This window comes from Nosocomiicoccus sp. HMSC067E10, assembly GCF_001810835.1.
Classification (GTDB): Bacteria; Bacillota; Bacilli; order Staphylococcales; family Salinicoccaceae; genus Nosocomiicoccus; species Nosocomiicoccus ampullae_A.
The window spans coordinates 39,783-52,540 of record NZ_KV802780.1 but is presented as its reverse complement, the minus strand read 5'-3'; the positions used below and the strand labels follow the sequence as shown (position 1 = coordinate 52,540).

The following is a 12,758-nucleotide window of genomic DNA, read 5'->3' as shown; positions in this document are numbered from 1 at the left end:
TCTCCATAATAGTTAGAGTTTTCTAGCTCTTTATAAAATGCGTTTTATACTAGTCGCTCTAGTTTTAGTTACTTTTATATAGTAACTTCTTTTTATCGGAATTAACGTTGACATATTGTCATTCAGTTTTCAATGTTCATTCGTCGCGCTTTTGAAAAGCGCAATATTTACTATAGCACGTTCAAAAAATTAAAGCAAGTTATTTTTTGATATTTTAAAATTTATTTTTCGTGCGTCTGTCGTTTCTTGATTTTGACGACTTTTATATAATAGCAAGTAAACAAAAAATGGTCAAGCATTAAAATTAACTTTTTAAAAAACTTTATAGCGTGATAATCACGCTATAAAGTTATAGACCTTTATTTATCTTTTTTAACGATACCACGTGCGATCTTATCCTCTTTAGATGCTTCAATATATTTTGGCAATCTAAGTAATTGGTACGCATTTAATATGAGTACAGTAAATATCGAACGGTAAATCCAAGTCGTATCTTCTACTGATATAAATGGTAGTAGTGTTAACGACGTCATAAATATCATAAAGAATAATGATGGTATAAAGATATTCTTTTCGACTTGTTTATTTTTAACATATGCGACTACGAATCCAACAATTACGACAATAATTGGTATCCATATAAACTCAAACGTTGAACCGTGATCTTTTCCAACTTTGAAAAATCTTAAGTAAAAAAGATCGAATATCGCATACATAATAAGAAGTATTTGTACGTATGGCCAAATGCCTCTAAATATCCCGAGCCCAAGTGGGTTAATGAATAAGTATATATAGAAAACGACTTGCGCGACAGTCGCGATAATAAGTCCGTATCCTATAATCCATATTAAACCGACGAAAAACTCAGAAAAGTCCCCTTTAAACAAATGACTCGTGACATTTTCATATTCTGTAAACAGACTGATAAATGTAGACGCAATCACACCGATAATTAACGTCGTAAAGTAAAACTTAACAACATATTTTGAACTCATTCTTCTTCCTCGATAATGCGTTTTGCGATTTTCTCATAATGATCGCTAATTTCACCTTCAAGGTAAACGGACGGTGCAAAGTCTTCTTTGTCAAAGTTTGGTTGGCCAAGTGGAATCTGCCCGAGTAACGGCACGTTTAACTCTTCCGCGAGTTTTTGTCCGCCACCTTTACCGAATATATATTCCTTATTGCCTGTTTCTTTACTTTCAAAGTAAGACATATTCTCTACAACACCTAAAATTTCGTGATCCGTATGAATCGCCATCGCTCCTGCACGAGCTGCAACGAACGCTGCTGTTGGATGTGGTGTCGTTACGATAATTTCTTTACTCTCCGGTAACATTTGATGCACGTCGAGCGCCACATCTCCTGTTCCAGGTGGTAAATCGAGTAGAAGATAGTCTAGGTCGCCCCATTCTACTTCTTTAAAGAAACTCGTTAGCATTTTACCGAGCATCGGTCCTCTCCAAATGACAGGTGTATTCTCTTCAACAAAGAATCCCATAGAAATAACTTGAACACCGAAGCGTTCAACTGGAATAATTTTTTTGTCTTTAATTTCAGGTTGCTCTGAAATCCCCATCATATCTGGCACACTAAACCCGTATATATCTGCGTCGATGATACCAACTTTTTTACCAAGCTTTTGTAATTTAACCGCAAGGTTTACCGTAACCGTTGATTTACCAACGCCACCTTTACCAGATGCTACAGAAATGAACTTCGTTTTTTCCATATCAAACTGGCTTTCGTACTGGTTACCCATCGTCGCTTTATGTTTATTAATTTCTTCTTCTGGTAACTCGTCAAAGCGAAGACCGACACTATTTGCGCCCGCTTCTTTTAATAAATTAACGATTTTAATTTGTAGGTCTAACTGCTCTTGTCCACCTAAACGCCCAATTAAAATCTTTAAGCTGACGTGTCCTTTATCTTCTATTATTTTGACTGATTCGATACCACTCGTTTCAGAAATCGGTACGTTTAAAATCGGATCGTTTACACTCTCCACTATTTGACGTACTTCTGACTCTGTTATCATTTAAAATCCCCTCTCGATAATCGCTATTTGAACTTATATTATCATAATAAGCGATTGCTTCATGCAATAAAATGCGTATGAAGTCTGATTTTATGTTAAATCATGTAGAACACGATACCGATATAATGAGCGACACTCGCTATAAATATAAAAAAGTGCCATATCATATGGAAGTATCGCTTATCTTTTTGCGCATAGAACCATGCGCCAATTGTATATAATACGCCACCTATAAAAAGCATGACTAAAAACATAATATTTGTACCAAATAATACGGCAGGTAAAAACGGTACAATCATCCACCCCATCACAAGATAAAACGCTAAGCTAATTTTTGGACTGACTTTCGGACTTAACGTCTTATATAGTACACCTAAAATCGCCGCACTCCACTGGAGTATGAGAATCGTATATCCCCAAAATCCACCGATAACGCTAAGCGCGACTGGTGTATACGTACCGGCAATCGCAATGTATATACAACTATGGTCAATTAAACGCATGACATATTTGTGATGTGTGCCCGGTGCCATAATATGGTAAATCGTCGACGATAAAAACATCGTAATGATTGAAATGACATACACGCTACCGCCAAACGCATGCATTGCCCCACCTTCTACATACATATATATAGCAGTAAAAGGAAGTAAAAATATAAATAGAAATGTTGCGACACCGTGACTGACGCTATTTCCTACTTCTTCACCAAACGATAAAGGAATAATGTGTTTTAAAGTTTTTTCAACAGAGATATTATTTTCTTTCATCTATATCAGTTCGTACCTCTCAAGATCACGACGCGCTGTTTCCACACTATCTTGACCCTCTTTGTTTTTAAGTGGTGAAAATTCTCCTGCACGGTCCACTTGAAGCGTCTTATGTTTATTTGCAACGATAAATGCGTCGAAATAGAACTTTTCAAATTTTAACGCTTCTTCTTTTACTAACTTTAAATCATCATCTAAAAACTCTAAGTTTTTAAGCGCGAGGTGATATGGCATATCCGCCTCTGCCGCTTTCTCGATAAACGGGATACTAAATACATGAATACCGATATTTCCATTTGTAAATGACGCATCTTCTCCGTCAGGAATTTCAGTGTATTCAACGACTGTTTTCTTACCGTCAAGTAACGCGAGTCGACCGACACTTTCATTTGGTTTAGGTGTAATCGATTTTGACGTCACTTCATTTTCCTCATCTAAATGAAGTCCGACAAGTACTTCGTCGAGTACTTTTACGACGACGTTGTCGACGTTATTCATAAATACCGCTTCAACGCCACGCGTTTTCATATCTTCTAGCATGCCACTCGCTTTAAGCGCACTAAATATTCCACCGTTCCCGTTCGGTGTGATCATTATTTCTTCATCTTTAGTTAATAGTAACTCTCCAGATTTTGATAGAGATGGAAAATGTTCTTGCTTAAAGAAGTGAACATTTTCTTTTGGTAATCCGAAGTATTTTTTATCTTCGAAAAATTGAACCGTTTCATCGTGATTAATATCGCTCGTCATAATGTACCAATGAACGTTTAACACGTCTTCTTTTTTATATTTTAAGATTTGACGCGCTTGTAGTTCAAAAAGCGATACGTCGTCAAATGTAAACGTTCCTTTCGGTCCATCGTACCCGAGGCGTGTTCCTTGTCCACCAGCCATTAAAAGTACCGCGACTTTCCCGTCTTCAATCGATGTGTGTGCTAAACGTTCTAACACTTCTACGTCTAACTCTTCTTTTGTCACGTAGGGGACTTCTTCAACGTTTGACGTATCAAACGTCGTCTGATTTACATAAACTTCTTCATAGACAGATTTTATTTTTTCTAAATCTAACTCGTTTAACTGTGCGTCTACTTTTTCTTTTGATGCTTCTCTAAGCTTGTCATATTGCGGAATCCATTGTTTCAATATATACACCTCTATTCTGTAATCACTTTTTTAATGAGTGTTGGATGAACTTCCTCTTCACCAAACGTATAACAATCTTTAACGCGTGAAATGACGTCATCGACATTTTCTTTGTTAGAGTGAATCACTGCAAGTGTATCTCCGACTTCTACTTTATCTCCAACTTTTTTCTCTAGAACGATACCGACCGCTAAGTCGATTTCACTTTCTTTCGTTTCACGTCCAGCGCCTAAAATCGATGCTGCTACTCCCATATTTTCAGACTCAATTTGCGTGACGTATCCTGCTTTGTCTGATTTTACTTCAATCGTATATTCAGCAGTTGGTAATAGACTATAGTCATCAATCACGTCGCCGTTTCCACCTTGACTTACGATAAGTTGTCTAAATTTCTCTAGTGCCGAACCATCTTCGATTGCTTTCTCTAATAGTCCACGTGCTTCTTCTAAACTATTTGCCCCACCACCAAGGACAACCATTTGACTACCGAGTACAAGTGATAATTCTGTAAGGTCTTCTGGACCTTTTCCTTTTAACGTTTCAATCGCTTCAATCACTTCTAGCGCGTTACCAATTGCATAACCGAGTGGCTCTTCCATACTTGAAATAACTGCCATCGTATTTCGTCCGACATTATTACCAATTTGTACCATCGTATGTGCGAGTGCCTCTGCATCTTTTTCATTTTTCATGAATGCACCGTCACCAACTTTTACGTCTAGAACGATACCATCTGCACCTGCTGCGATTTTTTTAGACATAATCGAACTTGCGATTAGTGGGATCGAGTTTACTGTTCCTGTAACGTCACGTAAAGCGTAAATCAGCTTATCTGCCGGAGTTAAGTTACCTGATTGTCCGACTAGTGCAAGTTTTTGTTTGTTTACGAGATTGATAAATTCTTCTTGAGATAATTCAACATGGAATCCTTCCATCGCTTCAAGCTTATCAACCGTTCCACCTGTATGCCCTAGCCCTCTTCCACTCATTTTAGGCACTGGAACGCCAACTGCTGCAACGAGTGGTGCTAATACTAACGTCGTAGTATCACCAACACCACCTGTCGAGTGTTTATCTACTTTAAACCCTTCGATTCCAGATAAGTCGATTTGGTCTCCAGACTCAACCATTTCCATCGTTAACGTTGCAACTTCATCTTCTGTCATACCGTTTAAAAAGATTGCCATCAGTAGACTCGATGCTTGATAATCCGGGATATCTCCATTGGTATATCCTTGAACAAACGATTTAATTTCTTCTTTTGATAATTCGATATTGTCGCGTTTTTTTGTAATGATGTCTATCATTCTTGTCATATTCATACACTTCCTTAACTTTTTTCGAACATATTTTTCTATTCTTACATTATAACGTATCCTATTTAAATGATAAAATAAACGAATGTTGCATGAGATTCATATTCATTGCATAATTAAGTTACATAACGAGAGGTGGATTATAAATGAGTCCGACGAGAGAAGATTACTTAAAAATAATATATGAACTCGGTGGCGAGTTTTCTAGAGTATCTAATAAATCGATATCTCAAAAACTCAATATTTCACCACCAACAGTTACCGAGATGATGAACAGCCTAGTTAAAATCGGCTGGATCGATTTAAAGCCGTATCACGGGAGTATGCTTACCGCTGAAGGTGCCGAAGAAGCAAAACGACTCGTCCATAAACACCGTCTATGGGAAGTCTTCCTCGTTGAAAAACTTGGGTTTTCAATCGATGAAGTTCACGACGAAGCTGAACTGTTAGAGCACTCAACTTCAGATAAACTCGCTAAAAGAATATACGAATATCTAGGACGTCCAAAATATTGTCCACATGGCGGAGCAATTTTACCTGAAGATATGGAAATCGCAGATCGCCACGCAAAGATCTTACCGGACATAAAAATTAGCGATTCCGTCGTCATCCAGCGTTTCGTAAACGAAGACCGACTCGTACATTACTTTAAAAACCAAAACTTAAATATAAACGACGTCGTCACGGTAAAAAACTTCGATGATATGCTTGACTCATACGAACTATACAATGAAACAAACGGAGAAATCGTATATATATCCTCAACAATCGCACAATTTATATTCGTTCGACCATTATAATAGCCGCATCCGTTTATACGGACACGGCTTGTTTTATTTAAATGAGTTTATAATGTTTTAACGCATGATATAATCCGTCGTCATCGACGTGACTCGTGACATATTCGGCGACTGATTTCGTTTCATCGACACCGTTACCCATCGCAACAGAGTGCTTAACGAGCTTTAACATGTCATAATCGTTCGGTCCGTCTCCAAATGCATAGACGTCATCTTCATTAAATCCGAGCTTTTCGATCACTTTTTTAACTGTTTCTGCTTTAGATCCGCCTTTTGGCATTACGTCTAACGACACTCGATGCCATCTTAAAAAGTCTAACTCACTATATCTTTCTTTATAATAGTCTTCTTCATCTTCTGTACAGAAGAGTAATCCTTGGTACACTTCGTTTTCAAGGTGGAAGTTTTCATTATGTCCAGGTGATTCATCGAACTTTAAAGAGCCTAACCCTTCGTTGATTCGGCTATGACCTTTTATATTTGACACCATATGTGTATCGTTTAAATAGACGACTGGATGGTTATGTTTTTTAGCGTCTTTAGATATTTCTTCTAACAAGTCACTCGGAATCGGATTTTTGTAAATCACTTCTCCGTCAACGACTGCGTATTGTCCGTTTAATGCGATGAACGACTCAATACCTAACTCTTCTCTTAAATCTTTAAATAAAAACGGTGCGCGACCTGTCGCAATAACTAACGTATGTCCATCTTTTTTAAGCGATTCGATCGCACGTTTAGTAGATTCTGGTACTTTGACCGATGTATTATAAAGTGTTCCGTCAATGTCAAAAAACAATAATTTTTTCACCATTTAGTCCTCCATAATTGATTGTTTTGCAAGATCATCTGCGCGCTCGTTATAAAAATCTCCAGTGTGTGCTTTCACTTTTATAAAATCTACTTTGATTTGGTGCATCAGTTGCTCCATTTGCTTCTGATATTCTTTTGTTGTCGGTTTATTTGCACGCCACTCTTTCGTTGCCCATTTTTCTAAACCTGCATAGTCATAATGGACGTGAATTTTATCGTACTGATTTGAAATCGCATAGTTAACTGCATATAGTACTCCACCAATTTCAGCGCTGACGTTCCATAAATTGTCGTCTTTATTAATGGCGATTTCTTTTGACGCTTCGTGTATTACTTTACCATCTTCAATCAGAATAGCACCGAAGCCAGCGCGTTCTGTTCGCTTATCATAACTCCCGTCAACATACGCTATAAGCCCATCTAACTTTATAGCTTCTTTTTTGTTTAAATTCATAAACTGAAGTGCTTCATCTTCAGTTTTAAATGATTTATACTCTGCACCGCTAAAACCCATCACTTCGCGCTTTGCAGTGTCCCAATCTCTATAAATACCAGGGGTTCTCCCTTTACGTACTGCATAATATTTACTCATATGTCTCCTCCACGGTTCATTGTACCAAAAAAGGCAGACCGGAGTCTGCCTTCGTGATATTACATTTCATCAGATTTATCTTCTTTTTCCCCTGGGGGGATGCCGATTTCTTCATCCGCTTCCATATGCGTGACAAATGGCGCTTCTTTTAAACTTTCGTATTGTGACTCATCGAGATCGATTGTCTTCATGTTCAGGTTGTCCATCTCATTAATCACATCTGATTCTTCTACACCATATTCTTTTAAGTCTTCTAATGTAACGTCACGATTAAACGAGACGATGTAACGTGTTTTTGTCATATCTTTATCTACATCTTTCTCTTCAATATTTTCTTTTGGTTCTTCGACGTTTTCGGACGGCTCTTTTGTATCTGTATTCGTTGAACATGCAGCTAAAAGTAGCGACATTGACATCAACATAATATAGCGTTTCAACACCATCAGCTCCGATCCATTATTTTGCGCGTTTTTTATCAGTAAATATGCTGATGAAAAACACAAAAAAGATACTTAAAATGAGTTTAATAATATGTTTCATACGTATATTATAACTCATTGCTTGCTGGTTTCGCTTGTTCTGAACCGTAAATATCTTCTAAGAACTCTTCTTTTTCGCTGTCAGTAATATATTTAACACCAATACCTGTCGCAGCTAAAATGAGTGCAATAATTGGTACAGAGAAGTTTAAAATCGCATATGGGCCGTAATCCCAAGCGTACACTCCTAACGTTCCATATATAAATACCCCACACGTATTCCACGGGATGAATACTGACGTTAACGTACCACCATCTTCTAAGCTTCGTGATAAGTTTTTCGGATGTAGTTTATTGTCTATATATGATTTTAAGTACATTCTTGACGGTACAACGATTGAAATATATTGTTCAGAACACGTTGCGTTTGTGAAAAACGCTGAAGCAAGTGTAGCTGAAATTAAACCAAATGTTCCTTTTGCGATTTTTAAAATTTGGTTCATAATCGATTGAAGCATGCCTGAGTATTCCATAATCCCTGCGAAAGTCATCGCTACGATTGTCATCGACACAGTGTACATCATATCGAGTAACCCACCGCGGTTAAATAGTGTATCTACACTTTCGTTACCACTTTCTAAAGCGTATCCATTTGTTAATACGTCAATCGACGTGCTAAGTGATCCACCTTGAACAAATACTTGAGCAAGTACTCCGAGCATCGCACCGATGAATAGTGCAGGTGCAGCACTCATTTTTAATACGATTAAAACGATAACAATTACTGGTACTAAAAATAGCCACGGTGAAATGACAAAGTTATCTTGCATCGCACTGAGCATGCCATTTACTTGTTCATCGTTTAACGTTTGGTTACCAATTACTTTAAGACCGATAACTAAAAATACAATTATAGAAATAATAAGTCCTGGAATCGTCGTGTAAAACATGTGTTTAATGTGATCGAATAAAGGTACGTGTGTTAAACCAGCAGCTAAGTTTGTCGTGTCTGATAGCGGTGACATTTTATCTCCAAAATAAGCTCCAGAAATAACAGCTCCGGCAATCATCGCAGGTTCAATCCCCATCGACATACCGATACCCATACCAGCAACACCAATCGTTGCCATCGTTGACCATGAGCTTCCAATCGCAAGTGCAACTAATGCACAGATAAGCATGATCGTGACTAAGAAATATTTAGGATTTAATAAAATTAAACCGTAGTAAATCATCGTCGCAACAATACCTCCACCGATCCAAGAACCGATGACGAGACCAACTAAAATAATAATAACGACAGCCGGTAGTGCGAGTTTGATTCCTTTATACATAAATTCTTCAAGTGAATCCCACTTATAACCACAAATAAGAGCGACAATCGCAGCAGTTGCCGTACCGAGAATTAACGGCACGTGCGGATCAATTTCAAATTTAACCACCGCAACATACATCGAAAAGATCATAACAATGAACGGTATAATTGCTAAAAAGACGTTAATCTGTCTTGGTGATTCTAGTTTACTTTCCTTCATTGAAAATCCCCCTAATAATAATCTCTTTTTAATTATAGCGATTAAAACAAAAAATGGTAGCGATTTCTTAAATATTTTCAAAAAATCGCTGACATTTTCATCAACAATTTGACTGATTTTAATCGTCATATATTACAATACACCAAGAAAATGATACGATATAATTGATAATTTTATAGGAGAGAACGTAATGAATATACTAGTATTAGTTGGAGCGAATGTCGGTTCAAAAACGGCAACTGCTTTACAATACGTCACAGATTATTTTGAAACACATTATAATACTCATAATATCGAGATGATCGATTTAAAAGATAAAACACTCAACTTAGCAGATGGTCGTCATTATGAAGACTGGTCGGGTGACACAAAAGAAGTTATTTCTAAAATGTTAGCCGCTGACGTCATCGTTATCGGATTCCCAGTGTTCCAAGCATCAATCCCTGCAGTTCTAAAAAACTTATTCGACCTATTACCAATCAATGGCTTAAAAGGAAAAACAGTATCCATCGTCTCAACAGCAGGATCCAATAGACATTTCTTAGTTGCAGAAATGATGCTGAAGCCAATATTAAACTACATGAAAGCACACGTACTATCATCATATGTATTCATCACACCAGAAGCATACGAAGGAAAGCGACTCACAGACGTTAACATCTTGCACCGACTCGATAATTTAGCAGATGAAACAATCGACATCGCCGAGGCACATCAATCATTTAGTAAACGTAAGAACAAATAAAATAACGCCGAGTACAACTGTACTCGGCGTTTATTCATAATGAGACCAGCATGAGTAAATATAGACGATTTTCTCATCTTCATTTACTGTATAAACCACTCTGTGTTGATGGTTAATTCTTCTAGAATATCTTCCCTCACTTTTTGGTACGAGCTTTTTAAATGATTGTGTCGATTTAAAGGGATCATTTTTTAATGTCTCTATAATCTTCATAAAGTTATACTTTAAGTTTGATTGCTTAATCTTTTTCAAATCGGTCTTTGCACTATTTTTAATAATAACTTTATACTGTGTTACGCTCATAGCTCATCCCAATTGATATCGTCAATATCTGTCCAACCACTATTATCTTCCATTCGTTCTCTAACTACATTTAATACACCGTTATTTTCTAAATATAGCGTTTCATTAATACTATCCCAATCTTCTTTACTAATAAGGACTGCTTCAGAGTTTGATTTGCTACCACTAATAACTATTGGACTATGACTTTCATTAACTTCTTTTAAAATATTATAAAAATTTTCCCTAGCCTTTGTGGGTGTAATAATTTCCATATCCTTCACTCCAAACGTACGTTTATATGTACGTTTATTATAAGCTATTATTCATCAAGAATACAAATGTTTAATCTCTATACGCTAATAATCTTAAACCATTTAATATAACTAGAATTGTTGATCCTTCGTGGCCAATGACTCCTAGTGGTAAGTTTATTGCTTGGAAAAGGTTCGCAATGATGAGTAACGCGATGACCGCAATTGCAAATAAAACGTTCGCAATGACGATTCGTTTCATCTTTTTAGATAATCCTATAGAGTACGGTATCATCGTTAAGTCGTCTTTAATAAGTACGACGTCTGCTGTTTCCATTGCGATATCTGTTCCTGAACCCATCGCAAATCCAACTGAAGATTTCGCTAACGCTGGTGCATCGTTTACACCATCTCCAACCATTCCGATGTTACCATATTTTTCTTTTAATTCATCTAATATAGAAGATTTTTCATCTGGCATTTTATTTGCATGAACTTCTTTAATACCAACTTGTTTTGCGATATGCTTTCCGGTATTTTCATTATCACCCGTAACCATAATCGTTTGAATACCCATGTTATTAAGTTTTTCAATCGCAATTTTCGCATTTTCTTTCACGACGTCTTCTAGCGCATAAAACGCTTGTAACTCGTTATCACGACTCACGAAAATTACCGTGTTTCCTGTCGATTCTTTTTCAATTACGACACGCTTCACTTCTTCAGATAGCTGAATATTAGATTCATCTAACACATAACTATGCTTTCCGACTTTCCATTCGCTACCTTTGTTTTGAATTAAGAATCCTTTACCTGTAATATCCTCAACGTGATCGAGTTCAATGAGTGGCGTGTCTTCTAAGTAATCTAAAATCGCTACTGCAATTGGATGCATAGATCCTGATTCCGCACTTTTAATAACCTCATCGACATGTGCGTGGTCGACACCATCTACGTAATAAACATCTGTAACAGCAGGCTCACCGACTGTTAACGTACCTGTTTTGTCAAATATAATCGCATTTAACGCATTCGTGTTGTCAATCGTTTGACCGCCTTTAAACACCATTCCGTTACGTGCAGCGTTTGAAATTGCTGAAAGTGTTGCAGGTGTTGCACTTGCGACTAATGCACATGGTGACGCAACTGTTAAAAGTACCATCCCACGGTAAAACGACTCTGTCCAACCCCAGTCGAGTACAAAATACGCTAAAGCGATAAATAACGGAACCCCGACTAATACAACTTTTACATAAGTATCTTCAATTGACTCAATAAAACTCGCTGTTTTACTTGGTGAAGACTGCGCTTCATCGACAAGTCGAATAATTTTAGCAAATAACGTGTTACTGTCTTCAACTGTGACTTCCATATCGATTCTGTTACCTTCGTTAATCGTCCCCCCGACGACCTCGTCTCCTGTTACTTTTTCAACAGGAACGGATTCACCTGTAACAGATGCTTCGTTAACAACCGTGTCAGTTGAAAGTAGTTTTCCGTCAATTGGAATTGTTTCACCGCGTGGCACTTGAACTTTATCTCCAACTTTTAGCTCAGCAGTTGGAACGACTTCAATTTCGCCGTTTTCATTGTAACGACGTGCTTCGTCTGGCGTTAAGTTCATTAACTCAGAAATCGCGTTTCGGCTTTTTTCGTTTGCCATCGATTCCATTGCTTCAGCAAGACTGAAAATGAAAATTAACAGTGCACCTTCCATCCAATAACCGATGATCGATGCACCAACGGCAGCTAAAATCATCAGTACGTCTACGTTTAAATGTTTGTCGTGAATCAGTTCTTCGATTCCGTTTTTTGCGCTATAATATCCCCCGATTAAAAAAGCAGCAATAAATACTGGAATCGCAACATTTTCAAGGCCTTGGTACTGAAGTACAATCCCTATAATAATAAGGAATGCACAAATAACCGTGTTTCGAAAGCCTTTATTTTGTAGCCATTTTTTCAAAGTTGTTCACCTACTAATTTAGAAA

The 12,758-nt window shown here is 37.2% G+C and carries 14 protein-coding genes; 2 read left to right on the top strand and 12 right to left on the bottom strand.

Annotation, left to right across the window (positions count from 1 at the left end; all coding sequences use genetic code 11):
* Positions 1-359 precede the first annotated feature (359 nt).
* The 5 genes from HMPREF2767_RS08180 to HMPREF2767_RS08160 all read right to left on the bottom strand — a co-directional run bounded on the left by HMPREF2767_RS08180 (position 360) and on the right by HMPREF2767_RS08160 (position 5,267).
* Entirely contained in the window at positions 360-995 is a 636-nt protein-coding gene (locus HMPREF2767_RS08180; RefSeq protein ID WP_070623875.1) for a KinB-signaling pathway activation protein, read from the bottom strand.
* On the bottom strand, positions 992-2,038 hold the full coding sequence (locus HMPREF2767_RS08175) for an Mrp/NBP35 family ATP-binding protein (RefSeq protein ID WP_070623871.1): 1,047 nt from the start codon (positions 2,036-2,038) through the stop codon (positions 992-994). The genes HMPREF2767_RS08180 and HMPREF2767_RS08175 overlap by 4 nt, the downstream gene beginning before the upstream one ends.
* Before the next feature lie 95 nt (positions 2,039-2,133).
* Positions 2,134-2,808 (bottom strand): PAQR family membrane homeostasis protein TrhA, encoded by a 675-nt coding sequence (locus tag HMPREF2767_RS08170; protein WP_070623868.1) that lies wholly within the window; start codon positions 2,806-2,808, stop codon positions 2,134-2,136.
* On the bottom strand, positions 2,809-3,954 hold the full coding sequence (locus HMPREF2767_RS08165; RefSeq protein ID WP_083302098.1) for a UTP--glucose-1-phosphate uridylyltransferase: 1,146 nt from the start codon (positions 3,952-3,954) through the stop codon (positions 2,809-2,811).
* A gap of 8 nt (positions 3,955-3,962) precedes the next feature.
* Positions 3,963-5,267, bottom strand: coding sequence for a pyrimidine-nucleoside phosphorylase (locus HMPREF2767_RS08160; RefSeq protein WP_070623861.1), 1,305 nt, complete (start codon positions 5,265-5,267; stop codon positions 3,963-3,965).
* 146 nt (positions 5,268-5,413) lie between these two features.
* Here HMPREF2767_RS08160 and HMPREF2767_RS08155 point away from each other — a divergent pair, with 146 nt between their 5' ends.
* The gene (locus HMPREF2767_RS08155; RefSeq protein ID WP_070623858.1) at positions 5,414-6,067 is read left to right on the top strand and encodes a metal-dependent transcriptional regulator; all 654 of its coding nucleotides are present in this window, start codon (positions 5,414-5,416) and stop codon (positions 6,065-6,067) included.
* 37 nt (positions 6,068-6,104) lie between these two features.
* On the opposite strand, the gene HMPREF2767_RS08150 is transcribed toward HMPREF2767_RS08155, so the two are convergent.
* From HMPREF2767_RS08150 to nhaC, 4 genes are all read right to left on the bottom strand, one after another.
* Entirely contained in the window at positions 6,105-6,881 is a 777-nt protein-coding gene (locus HMPREF2767_RS08150) for a Cof-type HAD-IIB family hydrolase (RefSeq protein ID WP_070623855.1), read from the bottom strand.
* Positions 6,882-7,472, bottom strand: a complete 591-nt coding sequence (locus HMPREF2767_RS08145) for a ribonuclease H1 domain-containing protein (protein ID WP_068129534.1) — start codon at positions 7,470-7,472, stop codon at positions 6,882-6,884.
* Between the two features lie 59 nt (positions 7,473-7,531).
* Positions 7,532-7,894, bottom strand: coding sequence for a hypothetical protein (locus HMPREF2767_RS08140; RefSeq protein WP_148129016.1), 363 nt, complete (start codon positions 7,892-7,894; stop codon positions 7,532-7,534).
* A 125-nt stretch (positions 7,895-8,019) separates the two neighbouring features.
* Positions 8,020-9,486: a Na+/H+ antiporter NhaC gene (gene nhaC, locus HMPREF2767_RS08135; RefSeq protein ID WP_070623849.1), complete on the bottom strand. Its 1,467-nt coding sequence runs from the start codon at positions 9,484-9,486 to the stop codon at positions 8,020-8,022.
* Positions 9,487-9,676: 190 nt separating this feature from the next.
* Between nhaC and HMPREF2767_RS08130 the strand changes: the two genes are divergently transcribed.
* Complete coding sequence (locus HMPREF2767_RS08130) at positions 9,677-10,231, top strand: NADPH-dependent FMN reductase (RefSeq protein ID WP_070457085.1); 555 nt, start codon at positions 9,677-9,679, stop codon at positions 10,229-10,231.
* A 30-nt stretch (positions 10,232-10,261) separates the two neighbouring features.
* Here HMPREF2767_RS08130 and HMPREF2767_RS08125 read toward each other — a convergent pair whose 3' ends face one another.
* From HMPREF2767_RS08125 to HMPREF2767_RS08115, 3 genes are all read right to left on the bottom strand, one after another.
* Positions 10,262-10,534, bottom strand: a complete 273-nt coding sequence (locus HMPREF2767_RS08125; protein WP_068129529.1) for a Txe/YoeB family addiction module toxin — start codon at positions 10,532-10,534, stop codon at positions 10,262-10,264.
* Positions 10,531-10,788 (bottom strand): type II toxin-antitoxin system Phd/YefM family antitoxin, encoded by a 258-nt coding sequence (locus tag HMPREF2767_RS08120; protein WP_068129527.1) that lies wholly within the window; start codon positions 10,786-10,788, stop codon positions 10,531-10,533. Before HMPREF2767_RS08120 ends, HMPREF2767_RS08125 begins: the two co-directional genes overlap by 4 nt.
* Before the next feature lie 70 nt (positions 10,789-10,858).
* Positions 10,859-12,733: a heavy metal translocating P-type ATPase gene (locus tag HMPREF2767_RS08115; protein WP_070623846.1), complete on the bottom strand. Its 1,875-nt coding sequence runs from the start codon at positions 12,731-12,733 to the stop codon at positions 10,859-10,861.
* Positions 12,734-12,758 lie beyond the last annotated feature (25 nt).